We start from the raw sequence: 17,636 nt of genomic DNA, 5'->3' as shown, positions 1-17,636 counted from the left end.
GAGTTTTAGTATTTTTAAAACAGAATGAAATCGATTTCAGAATTAACCAAGGCCACCTAGTTACTTCAATATAAAAAAATGTACCCTACATATTTCTTCTCCTCCCTACTTCGTAAAAGATGTTAAGGTATTTATCGATTCTATGTTTTCTTTTTTTGGGTTATCGATTACCCTAAATGAATAGTATCTTACTGATAATCATTTATCAATACATATTTTAAATATTTTAAATATTTAAAATATAATTATAATAGAAGAATATAGCGCTATATCTTTACTGTTTATAAGGGATCAATTTATATTCTTCGTGACTCCCCATCACCTTATATCTTCACAGTTCCGCCTTTCTAGTTTTACTATATTGAAAAGGACTTAGCCTAATTCTCACGAATGTATTACATCTTTACACTTCCACCAACTTTGAATGGTTCGGGGGTTCACCCGTTAGTCCATGGAAACTGCCAACGGCATAAAAGATCACAATAAGGAAAGATTGTCTCTTTCCTAGTTAAAACTTCTTAGTTCAGCTGTAGAATCCCGAATTACTAGATTTGGACGCATTAAAATACGGTGTTTTAGATTATTTACGTTTTCTATTTCTTGTATTAGCAAGTCCAAGGTTTGCTTTCCCATTTCTTGTAATGGCATGGCCACAGATGACAACTGAGGCTCGACGATTTTGCACATATATGTATTGTCAAATCCAATAACAGATAATTCTTTTGGAATAGCAATTCCGCGATTTTTAGCCGCCATTAATGTTCCTACAGCTAACATATCATTACAACCAAAAATTGCAGTTGGTCTTTCTTGTTTATCAAGTAGTTTTCCAGCTTGTACCTTTGCTTCATCAATTGTTGAGTGACTAAGAAAAATTAAGTCTTCATGAAATTCTACATTCGCATTTATTAGTGCTTGCTGATAGCCCCTAACTCGTTCTACACTACTTAAAGCATCCTCAGCAATGACCCCAATTCGGCGGTGCCCTAGTGACAATAAATATTCTGTAACCTTGAAACCACCATGATAATCATCGACTACTACACAGTCAATGTTATGTTCTGGTCGTTCGTAAGCGAATAAGACTAATGGTATCTTATCGTCTATCAGCCCTTTAAGAACCTCCTCATTTTTAAATTTGGATGTGATAATAAAGCCATCTACACTTTTTTTGCGCAACAATGTTATGTGCTTTGCTTCTTTTTCAGGATCCTCACTTGTGTTACACATTACTATGCTAAAACCTAATTCGCGGCCATAAGATTCTATAAATTTCAAATATTCTGAATAAATAGGGTTATCCATGTTAGGAATTAACATCCCAATCGTATATGTCTTTTTACCCTTCATTGCAGAGGCCAACATATTAGGTTGATAGTGAAGATCCTCCATAATTTTCAAAATTTTCTTTTTTGTCTGTACACTTATGCGACCAGTATTATTTATAACCTTACTTACAGTTGTGGCGGAAACTTCTGCTTCTCTGGCGATATCATATATTGTTGGTTTCATCTCTTTCAACCATCCTTATTTTTATAATAGCCAATTTATATATCGCTACTATATCATAGGAGATCCAACTTATACGCTGATCAAGATTTTTTGAGTAAACTTACTGCCACGGATTTATTATTGAGCTGTTTAATTTCTTTTAATTGGAGAAAAGTTTGCTTACGTATTTCATTATATGCATTGTGGACGTATGTCAGGTGTTCGCTATGGAAAGCGAAGTAAAAGCCAACGTTATTTTACAAAGATTGGTTTTGAACAAATGTCTTTATAATTTTCCAGTTAAAAATTGGGCTTCTCCAAATCCAAAACTCCAATCAGCTGCTCCATTAGTAACAATAGAAATCAAAATATCATTAGGTTCTATTTCGCATTGTTCCCATAACTCCTGAACTAACGTTTTATAAAAGTTCTTCTTTTGTTCCTCACTTCTAGGGCTGCTAGTTACGCTTATTACTACTAATTTTTCACTTCTCTCAAAACCTAATCCCGTATCTTCTATAATTAATTCATGAGCAGGGTGCTGATGTACAATTTGATAACGATCTCTTTCTGGTACTCCAAAAGCTTTAACTACTGCCCGATGAGAAACATCTAATAATTTTCTCAAAGATTTTTTATCTCGACCTTCTATTAAATCAAATCTAATTAACGGCATAAAAGATACCCTCCCAATTTTAATAAGGATTTTTTCCATATAATAATACTATACTCTAGAGACTTCAGTGACTTTTACGAACGCTCTTCTAGTTGCGCTAACTTTCATTGAATTTCTTCAAGTCTTCTTCTATAAATAAGAAATAACGTTTTCAAAGGGAAACCATTAATTTGCATGACACATGTTCCATGCATCAATAGTAAATCATGAATAATATCCCTAAAACTAAGCGTTTGTTTTAAAGACTCAATTGAGGTTCTTACTCCTGCTTCTACAGACATAGTAAGATCCTCCATTTCTAGAGAAACTTCATCATCATAGCCCATCATCTTAACTACAGAGAAAAATTCCTTCCACCACTGTAAATCTTGTCCACATCCTACTGCTACATAATTCCAAGCTCTATTAGCTATATCAGTAACTTCTTTTGTTTCCATAACACCATTAATCCCTGATAAATGTCTTTCAAGTCGAACATCCTTAGCATGTACATGGTGAATAGCGCATCCTAATTCTCTTGCTGACAAAATTGGATCTGCTCCCATCCATATGAGATGACTTGGATCTAAATTTAAGCCCACAATGGGTCCAACTGCATTACGTAATTTAAATAACGTTTCAGGATTATAAACTAATTGGGAGCTGAAATTTTCAAGGGCAATTTTTTCAATACCGCATGATTCGGCTTTTTTTTAATTTTTTCCAATATGGGATTGCTACATCATTCATTTGATAGTTTAAAATGTTTTTCAGAACGGGAGGCCAACTCACAGTATATGTAATCCAATTAGGGATCTTATCATCCGGACTCCCTGCTGGAAGCCCACTCATCATAATCACTTTTTTTACCTTTAATAATTTCGCTAATTCAAATGTTTTTTCTGTAACTTCCCGATGTTCTTTACCAAGTTCCCCAGGATCTAAAGGGTTTCCAGAACAATTTAAAGCACATAGTTTGATATTATGTTTATCTAAATTATTCATAAATTCGCTTCTTTTATTATCACTTTCTAATAGCTCATCTAATTTCAAATGAGGTGCTGGAGACCAGCCTCCAGTAGTCATTTCAATTGTATCAATTCCCATTTGAGTAATAACATCTAACATTTCCTCAAAAGGTAAGTGTCCTAGACTATCTGTTACATAAGATAATATTGCATGAGTGTATCCTCCCAAATATCATTTAAAAGTTACTTAGTTAGATTTAATTATAGGAATAGATAGTTAGACCACCGTTATTTCTTGTGGATTTTTTATTATTGAGAGATAAAGTCTTCAATGCATGGGTTCGGTATTTTAGTACCACAAGATTCCCGGACAATTAACTCATCCTTGAGAACAAATTTTTTCTTTTTAACTGTTCCACCCTTCATTAAAGTCAACAATAATTTCGTCGCCTTTTGACCTATTTCATATTTAGGCTGATCAATGGTAGTCATAAGAGGACTAAAGATTGAGGCTATCTTCAAGTTATCAAAACCTACAATTGCAATATCATCTGGAACGATTAATCCATGATCTTGTATTGCTTTAATTGCACCCAACGCCATCTCGTCATTAAAAACAAACACCGCATCAGGATGATTATCCAGAGATAATAATTTCATCATCTGGTCATAACCAGAATCAATGCCGTAATCACCTTCTTGGATGAATGCTGGGTTGATCTTTAAATGGTTATGCGTCATAGCCTGCTGAAACCCTTTCAGACGATCCCGACTAAGGATGATGTTCATTGGACCGGAAATATGGGCAATCTTTGTATGTCCTAGTTGGATTAAATGTTCTGTTGCTTTTCTAGCGCTACTAACGTTGTCAATCGAGACAGTCGGAATGTCCAGATTGTCAAGGTATTCACACGCCAGCACAATTGGGAATTTTTTTGACAGGTTTTCTAGGTTTTCTTTATTCATTCTCGCCGTTAAAAGAAGGGCTCCGTCCGCTTGTTTTCTGTACAGCAGATCAATATAATCTTTTTCTCGTTCGATGTCATTTTCCGTATCACCCAAAATCACCTGATAGCCATTTTCAACAGCCGTATGTTCAATGCCTCTAAGTACCTTGGAAAAAAAAGGGCTCGTGATATCGGGAACAATAACCAATATGATTTTTGTTTCCCTCGTTCTAAGTTGACTGGCACTCATGTCTGGTTTGTAATTAAGCTCTTTAATCACCTCCATCACTTTTTGTTTTGTTTCTTTGCTGACTAAATCCGGCTGTCTGAGCACTCTTGAAACAGTTGCGGGAGATACGTTGGCTAATTTCGCCACATCACTCATTTTCATCTCTTCTCTTTACCTGCCTTTTTTATCTGTATTTGTCATATTACTATTATAAAGTAATTTACAGATTATATTGAAATATCGAATGCAGTAAGGAAATTCCTCGATCTAACTGTAATGATTGCAAATTCCATCCTACATCTAAGGACATGTCCATGCCTATCGACGGAGTACTAAATGACTTTTCAACAATCAATCGTCGGAGACGATAAAACACCTTTTAATACATGTATTCTAGAATGCCTGAACCTATCAATTTTATCAGTATATATTTCTCTCTCTCTACTAAACTATATATTCTTATTTTATCTTATCCGTTTATATTCCATTTTTGATCAACGGCTCTACTTTCATTACGAGTCCACACAATCATGAAAATTACAGCGGATGCGCTTAGTAGACCCGAAAAATAAAATCCTGCTTCAATCCCTAAATATGAATTTAATATACCTGCAATAAAAGGTCCTGCAAACATACCTATGGCATAGATCGCTTGATATGCTCCCATAGCTGTCGCTCTTTTTTCAAGGGGAGTAGTTTCTACCACCATTCCTAAAAACAACGGAAAAAGAAGACCTAATGAAAAACCATTCAAAGCTTGAATCAGGCAAAGCATTCCTTTTGTAACAATAAAGGGCGTACAAAGTGTGAAAATGGCGGTTAGACCGAATGCAATTTTCAGCAACTTCCACTTACCAAATAGAGGAACAAATATTTTCCCAGAATACAATGTGGCGATGGCATGAGGAATCATAAATGAAAAGATAAGGATTCCAATTTCACTAGCCTGCAGTCCGATTTTCAACGCATAAGTTGGGGTAAAGCCAAACATTGTCGTAAAAATAATACTGTGTGCAAAAATGGAAAGTAATGAAACCTTCAAAAGCATCGGTTCCCGCATGACAGATAGCAACTCTTTAATATTCACCTTTTCTTTGAGTATCCCGCCTTTCGGTTCAAAAATAAAAAGTGAAAGAAGGATACCCAAAAAACCGATAATCCCGCCCATCCAAAAGGGTGCGTGCCACCCCCATTGATCTACAATGTAGCCGCTAACCATCATTCCAAGGAGTTGTGCTAAAACGATAACAAATGAGATGCTGCCCATCGCGCGGTGAAGGTCGCGGTCGGCAAAGTAACTAGAGAATAAAATAGTAAACGCTACCCAGGTAGCAGCGGCGATTCCCGCTAACGAACGGGATAATAGTACCCACCCTAAACTATCGGTTAAAGCAAACGTCATACAGCTTAAAGTGCTTACCACCATCCCAAAAATGATAAATGGTTTTCTTACCTTTAAAAGGTCTGAAAATATGCCAAAGGGCACCCGGAATAGAAACTGCATCAATCCATAACTACTTAAGACAATACCGATAATCGCATAATTGCCTCCCATTTCCTCAAGGTATGGGGATAAAATAGGAATATATAAAAAATGTGAAAACCAAAAGATAAATGAAAGTACTAGTAATAAACACCTGTTTTTGGCTGGATTTAACTTATTCAGGCAAGATCACTTCCTATTTTTCAAACCACTTTAATTCTTGAATTTATATAAAAAGGTTCAACCTTGGGCATTGGGAAAAGTTAATTTACTTTACTTAGCTTTTCCGGTTGTATTGAACTCCCTCATTTTTCTTTTAACAACATCGATTACGGCTTCCTTTGCAGGTATGAAAACCGCACGTGGCTCGTAAATATTTTCCTCAAACTTCAAAACCTTCCGAATTGCTTTTGTCCAGGCCTGTATACTTTCGGTATTGACATTTATTTTAGCATGTCCAAGTTCAATAGCTTTTTTGATTTGATGAAGTGGAATTCCGGAGCCACCGTGTAAAACCAGAGGTATACTAGTCATGTTTGAAATTTGTTTCATTTCATCAAACCCCAGTTTAGGTTCTCCCTGATAGGGACCATGAACGGAACCCAAAGCAGCTGCAAGTGCATCAATATTCGCCTCTTTTACGATCCGTACACATTCATCAGGGTTCGCATATTGAATTCCACCTTGAAGACCATCCTCGATCCCACCAACTGTCCCTACTTCTGCTTCAACCGAAACGTTTCTCTCAAAGGCGTAATCGACAACCAGTTTGGTCATTTCAATATTTTTATCAATCGGAAAATGGGAACCATCAATCATGACCGATGTAAATCCGGCATCTATTGCTTTTATGCAGCGGTCTACAGTTATTCCATGATCAAGATGGAGTGCAACTGGAACAGTAATATTCATCTCTTCTACTAGGCTTTTCACCATAGCAGCAATTGTTTTAAAACCACCAAGATAATCGACAAGCCTATCAGATGCTGCTAGTATAATAGGCGATTGTTCTTCTTCAGCTGCCTGCAAAAATGATTGGGCGAAAGCCAAGCCATTTATATTATATTGACCCACTGCATAATTTTCTGTTTTTGCTTTTAGCAGCATATCCTTCATTGATACTAAAGGCACGATTCTGTCACCTCCTTATGTTCCAGAATTATTATGTGATTTACACTGTCTGAACTGCAAAGTATTTCGAAATCACTTTGATTGTTGTTTCTTTTGCCGTTTTGATGGCTTCTTCCGCCGCTAATTCATAATATTCCGGACGGAATAATTCTATAGAGACAACACCGGAATAACCGATTTCTTTCAATGTAGATAAAATGCCGTCTAAATCTATAGCTCCATGTCCCGGCCAGACTCGATCTTCGTCTGTCAAGAAACCGATAGGGAAATCCTCAGTATCATCAATGTGCAGAATAAAAATTTTTGATCCATCCGCATTTTTAAGGTCTTCTAAATTTGAACCCATTGCATGGAAATGAAAACAGTCGAGCACTAATCCAACATTACTACGATTGACAGTTTCGATAATATCGTACGCCTGACCGAATGTATTCACTGTACATTGTGGATGACCAACAAACTCCAAAGCAATTTTCACACCATATGGTTCTGCAATCTCCGATAGCTCTCTTAAGACCTTTACAGAGCTATTTTTAATGTCTTCTTTTAAAATTTTTTCTTCTGTTACAAGTGGGACAGCCACCACGTATTTCACACCTAGCTTTTCAGCCCAAAGCATCATTTCTTTAAACTCGTCGATGATTGCTTTATATCCAGCTTCGTCACGGTTATTGAAAAACACGAGTGCGTTGAGCGCAAGTGGCTTTATATGGTTGGTATTAAAAAATTCAGTTAGTTCGTCAATAGAGTGCTCCTGTAAATATTCAGGTAATTTATCCATTGAACGGATTTCAATGTAGTCGTAGCCATATTTTTCGCAATACTCTAGATCCTTTTCCAAATTGGAATTCTTAAGAGTCGTCGCTTGGTTAAAACATAGTTTCATTGTATCAATCACCCACCTTTTCTAATAATCCAAGTCCGTCTTTCATCTTTCGAAGCATGAGTTTGCTTGACCAGTCTGCTTTATCGATCCAAGCAAATACGGAGTTAGTAGCGATTCCGTCAAATTTCATTTCTTTTAGCTTTCTGAAAATGGTATCAAAATCCACTTCTGCTTCACCAATATTCAAGTGTTGATGAACAGTGGCCTCAACACCTGGAGGATTGACAATATAGCGAAGACCATTCGATGCTTTATGATTAAATGTATCAGCGAACAATACTTGCTGAAGGCGATCACCAGCAGAATCAAACATGGGAGCAATATCGCCTTTTCCATCATCGTAGAAGAACGTATGCGCCGTAGAATACACAAGGTTGATCCATGAACGGTCAAGAGCACGAATCATATCCATCGCTCCATTGTGAGTTTCGATAAAATCAAATGGATGAGCCTGTAAGTTCAATTTAACTCCCTCTTTTTCAAAAAAAGGAATAAGTTCATCCAATGATTTAATAAATTTTTCTTCACATACTACTTCGTTGAATTTGGAACCGTTAAATTCACTGTTCATCAAGTCTACATCTAGATTTACTGCCACTTCAATCGCGCGTTTCCAGTTGCGGACTGCAGATTGGCGACGTTCTTCATCAGGACCAGCCCAGTAGTATAGCGGAAGCAATGAAGAAATCTTTACGCCCGCGTCTCTGCACCAGCGCTTTAAGTTTTTTATCTGTTCTTTGTCCACTTTCGGATATTTATAGAAAGGGCAAAAATCTTCACGTGGTGAAAGCTCAATATATTCATAGCCTAGTTCCGCCGTTTTATCGACCATTTGCTTTAGAGATAAATGTGCGTACATAGTAGGGTCTAATGCTAATTTCATCGTCGGTTCCTCCAGTTTGTAGTAAGTTTTAGATTCCGTATAGAACACATAGCTTGTTACGAAGTTACTGGACTGTGATCTTCCTATTATAAAAAGCAGGTTTCTCCTCCAAGTTGACAGGTTCTTTTTGACCAGTACGCTGAGCTTTTACGCAGGCATCTGATGTGACAGAGGCAATGTAACCGTCCCATGAAGTCGGACCGCTAGGCTCGCCGGTTTTTTTAATAGAATCAATGAAATCTTGCAATTCTACGTCATACGCATCCGAAAATCTTTCTTTCCAATCTATTAAAATATTTGTGTTTAGTTTTCCGGCTTTGCGTGTAACAACACTTGCGGGTTCTGGAAGATAGGCGACGCCCTCTTCACCGATGACTTCACATTGTATATCATAGCCATATTTGCAGTTAACGAATACTTCAGCATTAATGATAATTCCACTCTTCGTTTCCAAAATGATTATTTGTGGATCCTTCAATTTGGCATGAGCGCGACTTGATTTTTTCGGATAAAGCACTTGAACAGACTTGTAATCATCATTGATCAACCAGTGCAATACATCAATTTCATGTATCAATGTATCAACCACTGCCATATCCGTTGTGTAGTTCTCGTCCACATCTGGATTACGGTGTACACAGCGGACCATAAGTGGCTCACCAATTTCGTTTTTATCGATCGCCTCTTTCAATTGTACGTAACCCCCGTCATAACGGCGCATAAACCCAACTTGTACAAGTCGTTTACCATATTTACTTTCTGCTTCGACAATTCTCTTGCTGCCTTCCGCCGTTGTAGAAAGTGGCTTTTCACAGAACACAAATTTGCCGGCTTCAATCGCATTTAGCACGTTTTTCTCATGCGCAGGGCCCCAACTGGTCACAAGTACAGCATCCACATTTCCAGCGGTTACAAGTGATTTGTCATCCGGATACACTACGGCATCAAGCTCATATTGTCTCACGACCTGTTTCGCTGCTTCTTCATTCACATCAGTTACGGCTACAATCTTACCCCCGGATAATTTGTTGGTAATTCTTTTAATATGTTCTCGGCCTATAGCACCTGTTCCAATTACGCCAATATTTAAAGTCATGATTATATTCCTCCTATTATAGGTATCTAATTTTTTACTCTGTACTCCTTTTAAAACTGTATGAAGAGGTTCTTTTCCATGGTTGCGGAAATTTTGTTCAAGCTGTTCGAGAGTAAGTCCTCGCGTTTCTGGTAACCACTTTTTCACAAATAGGATAGCTAAAATACCGAACACCACAAATATATAAAATGTCGTGGACAATCCAACTTTATCGAGTAAAACAGGGAAGGTTAAGCCAATAAGAAAATTCACTCCCCAAAGCACAAATACAGTAACCCCCATACCAAGCCCTCTTACTTTAAGCGGGAAGATTTCTGCTAGCATAAGCCATGTTACCGGTGAAATGGCTCCCTGTTGGAATGCAAGAAATGTGATAGTCAAAGATAAAACAACATAGGGAAGGGCAGCATGTCCTTCAAGCAAGGTTGAAAAGATGCCAATCATAAGCAGGGCAGAGGTAGTCCCAATCAATCCGGTTAGAAGCATAGGTCTACGTCCAACTTTACCAAGTAACCAAATACCGAGAAACGTCGCTAAGACAGAAATGACACCGTTTCCAATATTTCCGATTAGTGCTGCTTTTGTTGCAAAACCAGCATCTTTTAAAATTTGGGTACCGTAATACATAATTGAGTTAACACCTGTTATTTGTTGGACAATAGCAATCCCTATCCCAATAAATAGAATTCTACGTATCCACGGAACGGTCAAATCTTTATATGTAGCTTTTTTAACGTTGTTCTCTTTAACAAAGGTTTCTTTAATACTCTGATATTCTATTTTTGCCTTGTTTGTATCGCGAATTTTTTTCAAAACGTTTAGAGCCTCTGTATTTTTTTCCTTTGATATTAACCACCTTGGACTTTCAGGTACCCGGAGCATCCCAATAAATAGAAAGATAGCTGGAAGTGCTGCAATGGCCAACATATATCGCCATACATGTGAACTGTCACCCATTGTCGTGCCAAGAATTGCATTGATAACGAATGCAAGTAATTGCCCACTTACAATCATTAATTCATTTTGAGTAACAATCCCTCCTCGTCGCTCAGCTGGCGACATTTCTGCTAAATAAGTAGGAACCGTTACCGATGCTCCTCCTACAGCAAGACCTAGCAGAAAACGAAAAGCAATCATAACTGTAACATTTGGTGCAAGCGTACATCCAATAGTAGCAAAAAAGAATATTACGGCAAGTAAGAGAATATTCTTTCGGCGACCAGCGTAATCGGAAAGTCTTCCTCCTAAAATAGCCCCAAATGCAGCGCCTAAAAGAAGTGAACTGGCAACAATGCCTTGTTTAAGAGAATTCAGGTTGAGCTGATTTTCTTCCGACATAAAGGGCAAGGCGCCATTAATAACTCCTGTATCATATCCGAACAATAAACCTCCTAGAGTCGAGATAATAATTATCTTCCGTAAGAATGCGCTTGGTTTTCCCTGATCATTCAAATTGAACGCCTCCTTCTATAGGCTTGTTTCTAGAAATAAGCTGCTATTTATATATCTACGGGCAATCAATGCGTATTCTAATGGATGGGCAACAGCTGGATCTTGTTCAGCCTCTACAATAATCCACCCTTTGTAATGGTATTTTAGCAATGCTTGATAAGGTTCTTCAAAGTCAATGCAGCCATCACCAGGGACTGTAAACATCCCAGCTAAAAAAGAGTCTTGAAAGGATTTTTTTCTTTCCGACATTGTTCCAATACATTTTTCCTCACATCTTTAAAATGCACATGTCGAATGCGGTCAATATGCTTCTTTAACAGTGTCATGTAATCACCGCTTGATACATAAATATGTCCTGTATCATAAAGTAAATTAACCAAATTTGTTTCCGTGTTCTCCATGAGGCGGTCGATTTCATTCATTGTCTGAACACCTGTCCCCATATGGTGGTGATATACCAACTCCAATTTATACTGACTGGCTATTTTCCCAAGCGTATTTAGCCCAGCGCATAATAAGTTCCATTCGTTATCGGTAAAGTAAGGTTTTTTCGAAAACACATCTTCCGGCCCGCCCTGGATGCTGTAAGTCTGTTCGGATATAACAGCTACATGCCCCTGGACATCCTGTAGGCTTTTGCAGTGCTTATGGAAATCTTGAGTTACTTTTTCAATACCGTCACGGATGATAAAACTGCTAAACCATTGGCCGGCGATTTTTAAGTTTCGAAGCTTAAGTTCTTTATTCAGAGCGACCGGTTCAGGGAAGAAACCGCCGACTTCTGTCCCTTGAAATCCTGCCACGACAATGTCGCTTAAAACGTGTGATAGAGTGTTTTCAACTCCAATTTCCGGAATGTCATCATTTCTCCAACCGATTGGAGATATGCCCCATAAAATTTCCTCCATTTGTAGAATACCTCCTAATATTGTTTGGCGATTTTTAATTTTTCTTGCCTCGCTTCAAATGCTTTTTGTACACTTTCTTGTTCAGATACTTCGGCCACTCCAACATTCCACCAACCGTCATAACCGTCTGTCATAGTTTTAGGAAGTACTTTTATTTCAATTAATGTAGAAACAGTCTGTTTCTCGGCATCTTTTAAGGCTGCTTTTAAACCTTCCACAGTATTGACCCGATAAGTTTTTGCTCCATATCCTTCCGCAACCTTCGCGTAGTCTATATTCATGATCTGTTGGTCATGTGTTCTGAATTCACAGAAAAAGGTACTGCTACCATTCTCCATTTGTAAATTGTTAATGCATCCGAATCCGGAATTATCAAACAACAAAATATTGATTTTGTGATTGTATTGAATCGATGTAACGAGTTCAGAATGAAGCATCAGGAAACTTCCATCCCCTACTATTGAATACACTTCCCGTTTCGGATTGGCAAGTTTTGCACCGAGCGTTCCAGATATTTCGTACCCCATGCAAGAAAATCCGTATTCAAGATGGTATGTATTAGGTACTGTACAATGCCAGAGACGCTGCAAATCCCCTGGGAGCGATCCTGCAGATCCTACCACTATACTGTCAGGTTTAACTGTGTCGTTAATTGCAATCAAAGCCGCTGATTGTGCAAGTTCCGTTTGTAATGCGTCCGAGTATTCGTTTAAGACTTCCTGTGAAAATTGGTTTTTAATTTCAGGTATGAAGTTTTCACGATTGAAGGCTACTTTACTCAATCGGTCGCGTTCAATAAGCCACTCTTCTTTCCATTCGGCAAGCGTTTCTCCATATTCCGTTTCGTATCCTTCTAATAGTGGGGCAATTTGCTCAAGAGCGGTTTTTGCATCTGCGACAACTTGAAAGCCATCCAGTTTATATGCTTGAAGCCTGCTAACATTAATGTTTAAAAACTTTGTTTCTTCGAAATTAAATGCCGTTTTAGAAGACGTCGTAAAGTCTGTATATCTCGTGCCGATACCGATAACGAGATCCGCCTGTCGGGCTGCTTTATTGGCTGCCAATGTGCCTAGAATTCCAACGCCACCTAAGTTATTTGCAAATGATGATTCGACTGTTGATTTGCCGGCCTGTGTTTCCACAAGTGGGATGTTATGTTTTTTGGAAATCTTGATTAAAATATCCCGCGCCCCTGAATATCTGGCACCTCCTCCGACAATGATAATTGGTTTTTTACTTTCTTTAATACGTTCAGCTGCACCATTTAGCTCTCGGTCAACGGGTGCCTTTCGATCCAAATAATGAACACGTTTATCAAAAAAACGTTCATCGTAATCGAATGCTTCTCCTTCCACGTCTTGGGCGATGCAAATCGTCGCTGGACCAGATTTTCCTGGATCTGTCATCACTTCAAAAGCACGAATCAAACTTGACATTAGTTGCTCTGGGCGGGTGATACGATCCCAATATCTTGAAACTGCCATGAACGCGTCATTGGTAGTAACTGCTGCACTATGCTCGTGCTCGAGCTGTTGTAGCACTGGATCTGGTTGACGTGTGGCAAATGTGTCCGCTGGAATTAAAAGGACTGGTATATTATTGGCAAGTGCTGTTCCTGCTGCTGCGATTAAGTTAGCAGAACCCGGACCGGCCGATGTAGTAACAGCAAATATTTTGCGACGAAGCATTTCACGGCTATAGGCAACCGCTGCGTGTGCCATTCCTTGTTCGTTTTTTCCTTGAATCACTTTTAAATGGCCTGGATTCTGTTCAAGCGCCTGACCAATCCCTACTACATTTCCATGACCAAATACATTAAAAATCCCTTCAACAAATGCAAACTCTTCACCATCAACATGGATATATTGTTGGTTTAAAAATTTAATTAAAGCTTGAGCTGTAGTTAGCCGCACTGTTCCCATTAGTTGATTACCTCCACATAGATAATATTATTTACGCTCGTTCGGCGATTAATTGTTCGATTTCTTCTGCCGCTGGCATCGCTTCGGAGGAACTATGTTTGCTCACAACGATTGAAGCAGATGCACTGCCAAATTTTAAAGCGTTTTCAATACTAAGGCCATTTACTAAAGCATATAAGAAGGCGGAAGCGTATGAATCCCCAGCTCCAAATGTTTTCAACACTTGTGTTTTATAGGCTTGCGCGCTAAATACTTCCCCTGATTTGGCATAGGCATAGGATCCTTCAACACCATGTTTAATGACAACCAAATTAGCGGAATGCTTAAATAAGTAACTGGTGGTCTGTTTATTTGTACTTTTTTTATTATTTTCCATGACATCGTATTCATCACGTGTACCAATCACTATGTCTGATTGCTCCGCTACTAATGAATAATAAACAGCGCTTTCTTCAGCAGAATTCCAAGAATATGGACGGTAATCTAATTCAAATACGACTTTAACATCATGTTTTTTTGCCAGATTGACCGCTTTTAACACCGCTTCACGTGATGGACTTTTTGACAATGCCGTACCCGAAACAAGAAGGATTTTAGATTTTTGAATATATTCTTCGCTTACTTCAGAAGGAGCTAAATAAAGATCAGCTACGTTATCACGATACATAAGAATGCTACATTCTTCCGGACTTTTAATTTCTGTGAATGCAAGTCCGGTTTTATGACCTTCTTGATCAATCACTATATTGGTTGTATCCACGCCTGCTTCCCGCATATATTGCTCGATAAAGCGTCCATGTTGATCATCAGCAAGTTTACCGATAAATCCGACATTCAAACCTAATTTGGCACTACCAATCGCAATATTGGCAGGTGATCCACCTACATATTTAGTAAATGACATGGTTTCTTCCATCGGGCAGTTGTATTCATTGGCATTTAAGTCGATACAGGCACGGCCAATTGCTATCAAATCAAATTCCTTTTCGGTATTTAATGTATAGTTCATCCAGTTAACAGCTCCTTTTTTATTTATCGCTTCAATATCCATTCATGATTTGGATCATTGTTGAATTTCCAAATCCTCTTCGGGCCAGCCATAACATTTAAGTAATATGATTCATACCCATCTGGCACACCTACTGGATGATACCCAGCAGGTACAAGAACAACATCACCGTTTTCAACAGTCATCGTCTCATCAATTGACCGGTCATCCGTGTACACACGCTGGAAGACAAATCCTTGAGGTGGATTCATTTCATGGTAGTAAGATTCTTCTAAAAGTGATTCATCCGGCAGGTTGTCTTGGTCATGTTTATGCGGTGGATAGCTTGACCAATTTCCACTTTCTGTATAGACTTCTACCACGAGTAGACTGTTAGCAGTCGAATCCGAATCGGGCAAAATATTATGAACCATCCGTTTATTATTTAAAATACCTCTATGTTCCACACCTACGTCTTCTGCTTTAATCAGCTTGGTCGGAAGTTGTTTATTAGAAGGGGAATAACAAAGTGCCACTCGGGCTTCTGTTATACCTTCCACTTCGAAAAACTTGTTATTAGATATGTAGATGCTGTCAGTCGGTATTTTCTCAAATACACTTTTACGTGTACCTAAATTGAGGAATGATTCTTCACCGACTACTGTCACATTGATTTTTCCTGTGAGAGCAATAATACAGCATTCTGTATCATTTAATAATTCAGAAAATTTAGAGTGTGGATTCAGCTTGACTACTTTAAACTCAATGAATTTTAGTAGTGAATTTTCTTTCGCTACTTCCTGAACAACAGTAACCCCATTAGACATTTCACATTTTATTGATTTTTGAAGTAATTTGCTCATATGTACCTCCTAATTTATTGAATGATGAAAATTTGGGATTAATTCTGACCCGTATACTTACGGGCCAGAATTTATAGGGAAGATCCTGTTTTAAAGGTTATTTCATGTATCGTGCAGTCACCATTTTTTTGCGAGTGTAAAATTCAACGCCGTCTGTACCATTTGCATGCAAATCACCGTAGAAGGAATCTTTATATCCAGAAAACGGGAAGAAAGCCATTGGTGCAGGAACCCCCACGTTTATCCCAAGCATACCTGCGTGAATCGTTTCACGGAATTGACGTACATCTGCTGCACTGTCTGTATATAAGCAAGCGCCGTTTGCAAGAGTAGACGCATTCGCAATCTCGACCGCTTCCGTTAAATCCTTTGCACGTACAACAGAGAGGACGGGTGCGAAAATTTCGTCTTGCCAAATTTTCATTTCCTGTGTTACATGATCAAAAATAGTTGCCCCAAGGTAGTACCCATTCCCACTTGCTGCCTCGTCTTTACGACCGTCGCGCACAAGAGTTGCTCCTTCATCGACACCGGATTCTATATAGCCAATTGTTCTTTTTTTAGCCCCTTCACGAATGATTGGACCAAGAAAGACACCGTCATCAAGACCATTCCCAACTGTAATGGCATCTGCTGCCTGTTTTAACTTTCCAATTAACTCATCTGCTACACTTTCTTCGACGACCACTACTGCAGCAGCCATGCAACGCTCACCAGCTGAACCAAAAGCCGCACTAGTAATTTCTTTTACGGTCATATCAAGATTGGCATCTTTCAAGACAATTGAATGATTCTTTGCCCCTGCAAGTGCTTGAACACGTTTCAAGTTGGCCGTACCTGTTTTATATACATATTCTGCAACTGGCTGTGAACCAACGAATGAGATGGCCTTCACATCTTTATGTTCAAGAAGTCCGTTTACTACGTCATGTGCGCCATTTACAATATTCAATACACCTTTCGGCAGACCGGCTTCTTCAAAAAGTTCAACAATACGTGCTGCAAGAAGTGGTGTACGCTCAGAGGGCTTTAACACGAATGTATTACCGCAGGCTATCGCAAGTGGGAACATCCAGCATGGGACCATCATTGGGAAGTTAAAGGGGGTAATACCGCCGACTACGCCAATTGGATAACGATACATACCCGATTCAATATTTGTCGCTATATCGGGAAGCTGTTTGCCCATCATAAGTGTTGGTGCACCAGCAGCAAACTCTACACACTCAATGCCACGCTGTACTTCTCCCATTGATTCAGATAAACTTTTTCCGTTCTCGATAGTAATTAATTTTGCAAGACTTTCCCAATTTTCCACGAGAAGCTGTTGGTATTTGAACAAAATACGAGCTCGTTTTGGAACTGCTACCTGCGACCATGTTCTAAACGCATGGTTTGCTGCTTGGACTGCACGGTCAACATCTTCTTTAGTGGAAAGAGGTACTTCTGCGATTGCATCACCGGTGGCAGGATTGACGACGATTTCCGTTTGATTAGAGGTGGATTCAATCCACTCACCGTTTATGTAGTTTTTTAACTTTCTTACTTCACTTGTTACTGATGACATACTTTTTTCCTCCTTCAAATTAAGGTATTCTTGTTACTTCTAATATTTTTGTAATATTCATGAATAACCCTATAAATGAAACCGATTTCATTTAATGATTTAAAAAGGTCATACTTCACTTTTCTTCTAACGTAAATAGTTTAGTAGTAAAAAAACCCTATGAT

General features: G+C 38.5%; 12 protein-coding genes and 3 pseudogenes. All 15 read right to left on the bottom strand.

All coding sequences use genetic code 11. The annotated features are described in order from the left end of the window. Positions 1-504: 504 nt before the first annotated feature. The 15 genes and pseudogenes from WYK_RS01520 to WYK_RS01455 all read right to left on the bottom strand — a co-directional run bounded on the left by WYK_RS01520 (position 505) and on the right by WYK_RS01455 (position 17,472). Entirely contained in the window at positions 505-1,512 is a 1,008-nt protein-coding gene (locus WYK_RS01520) for a LacI family DNA-binding transcriptional regulator (protein WP_040372671.1), read from the bottom strand. A 265-nt stretch (positions 1,513-1,777) separates the two neighbouring features. Next, positions 1,778-2,167 carry a tautomerase family protein gene (locus WYK_RS01515; protein ID WP_040372669.1) on the bottom strand — a complete coding sequence of 130 codons (390 nt, stop codon included), beginning with the start codon at positions 2,165-2,167 and terminating at the stop codon, positions 1,778-1,780. Positions 2,168-2,391: 224 nt separating this feature from the next. Next, positions 2,392-3,274 (bottom strand): annotated as a pseudogene (locus WYK_RS01510) (sugar phosphate isomerase/epimerase family protein); the annotation flags it as partial. Positions 3,275-3,423: 149 nt separating this feature from the next. Next, the gene (locus WYK_RS01505) at positions 3,424-4,452 is read right to left on the bottom strand and encodes a LacI family DNA-binding transcriptional regulator (protein WP_040372668.1); all 1,029 of its coding nucleotides are present in this window, start codon (positions 4,450-4,452) and stop codon (positions 3,424-3,426) included. A gap of 307 nt (positions 4,453-4,759) precedes the next feature. Beyond that, entirely contained in the window at positions 4,760-5,956 is a 1,197-nt protein-coding gene (locus tag WYK_RS01500; RefSeq protein ID WP_040372666.1) for an MFS transporter, read from the bottom strand. A gap of 90 nt (positions 5,957-6,046) precedes the next feature. Next, entirely contained in the window at positions 6,047-6,904 is an 858-nt protein-coding gene (gene fba / locus WYK_RS01495) for a class II fructose-1,6-bisphosphate aldolase (RefSeq protein ID WP_152526372.1), read from the bottom strand. 40 nt (positions 6,905-6,944) lie between these two features. Further along, a complete protein-coding gene (gene iolI / locus WYK_RS01490; RefSeq protein WP_040372665.1) occupies positions 6,945-7,790 on the bottom strand; it encodes a 2-keto-myo-inositol isomerase in 846 nt (281 codons plus the stop codon). Between the two features lie 4 nt (positions 7,791-7,794). Then, on the bottom strand, positions 7,795-8,673 hold the full coding sequence (locus tag WYK_RS01485; RefSeq protein ID WP_040372664.1) for a sugar phosphate isomerase/epimerase family protein: 879 nt from the start codon (positions 8,671-8,673) through the stop codon (positions 7,795-7,797). A 64-nt stretch (positions 8,674-8,737) separates the two neighbouring features. Beyond that, the gene (gene iolG, locus WYK_RS24390) at positions 8,738-9,769 is read right to left on the bottom strand and encodes a bifunctional inositol 2-dehydrogenase/D-chiro-inositol 1-dehydrogenase (RefSeq protein WP_152526374.1); all 1,032 of its coding nucleotides are present in this window, start codon (positions 9,767-9,769) and stop codon (positions 8,738-8,740) included. 69 nt (positions 9,770-9,838) lie between these two features. Then, positions 9,839-11,221: pseudogene (locus tag WYK_RS24385) on the bottom strand (sugar porter family MFS transporter); the annotation flags it as partial. 15 nt (positions 11,222-11,236) lie between these two features. Then, positions 11,237-12,129, bottom strand: a pseudogene (gene iolE / locus WYK_RS01475) (myo-inosose-2 dehydratase). A 14-nt stretch (positions 12,130-12,143) separates the two neighbouring features. Then, the gene (gene iolD / locus WYK_RS01470; protein ID WP_040372663.1) at positions 12,144-14,054 is read right to left on the bottom strand and encodes a 3D-(3,5/4)-trihydroxycyclohexane-1,2-dione acylhydrolase (decyclizing); all 1,911 of its coding nucleotides are present in this window, start codon (positions 14,052-14,054) and stop codon (positions 12,144-12,146) included. Positions 14,055-14,085: 31 nt separating this feature from the next. Then, on the bottom strand, positions 14,086-15,063 hold the full coding sequence (gene iolC / locus WYK_RS01465) for a 5-dehydro-2-deoxygluconokinase (RefSeq protein ID WP_040372690.1): 978 nt from the start codon (positions 15,061-15,063) through the stop codon (positions 14,086-14,088). Between the two features lie 23 nt (positions 15,064-15,086). Next, the gene (gene iolB, locus WYK_RS01460) at positions 15,087-15,905 is read right to left on the bottom strand and encodes a 5-deoxy-glucuronate isomerase (protein WP_040372662.1); all 819 of its coding nucleotides are present in this window, start codon (positions 15,903-15,905) and stop codon (positions 15,087-15,089) included. A 97-nt stretch (positions 15,906-16,002) separates the two neighbouring features. Next, positions 16,003-17,472 carry a CoA-acylating methylmalonate-semialdehyde dehydrogenase gene (locus WYK_RS01455; RefSeq protein ID WP_040372661.1) on the bottom strand — a complete coding sequence of 490 codons (1,470 nt, stop codon included), beginning with the start codon at positions 17,470-17,472 and terminating at the stop codon, positions 16,003-16,005. Positions 17,473-17,636 lie beyond the last annotated feature (164 nt).

Source organism: Peribacillus psychrosaccharolyticus ATCC 23296 (genome assembly GCF_000305495.1).
Taxonomy (GTDB): Bacteria; Bacillota; Bacilli; order Bacillales; family DSM-1321; genus Peribacillus; species Peribacillus psychrosaccharolyticus.
Note: the sequence above shows the minus strand (reverse complement) of the source record. Positions and strands in the feature narration are given on the sequence as shown.

Bases quoted from the DNA above. Each gene is read 5' to 3' on its own strand.
- iolC (WP_040372690.1), bottom strand. From the start codon at position 15,063: ATGAACTATACATTAAATACCGAAAAGGAATTTGATTTGATAGCAATT.
- WYK_RS01505 (WP_040372668.1), bottom strand. From the start codon at position 4,452: ATGAAAATGAGTGATGTGGCGAAATTAGCCAACGTATCTCCCGCAACT.
- WYK_RS01515 (WP_040372669.1), bottom strand. From the start codon at position 2,167: ATGCCGTTAATTAGATTTGATTTAATAGAAGGTCGAGATAAAAAATCT.
- WYK_RS01455 (WP_040372661.1), bottom strand. From the start codon at position 17,472: ATGTCATCAGTAACAAGTGAAGTAAGAAAGTTAAAAAACTACATAAAC.
- iolG (WP_152526374.1), bottom strand. From the start codon at position 9,769: ATGACTTTAAATATTGGCGTAATTGGAACAGGTGCTATAGGCCGAGAA.
- iolB (WP_040372662.1), bottom strand. From the start codon at position 15,905: ATGAGCAAATTACTTCAAAAATCAATAAAATGTGAAATGTCTAATGGG.
- iolD (WP_040372663.1), bottom strand. From the start codon at position 14,054: ATGGGAACAGTGCGGCTAACTACAGCTCAAGCTTTAATTAAATTTTTA.
- iolI (WP_040372665.1), bottom strand. From the start codon at position 7,790: ATGAAACTATGTTTTAACCAAGCGACGACTCTTAAGAATTCCAATTTG.
- WYK_RS01485 (WP_040372664.1), bottom strand. From the start codon at position 8,673: ATGAAATTAGCATTAGACCCTACTATGTACGCACATTTATCTCTAAAG.
- WYK_RS01520 (WP_040372671.1), bottom strand. From the start codon at position 1,512: ATGAAACCAACAATATATGATATCGCCAGAGAAGCAGAAGTTTCCGCC.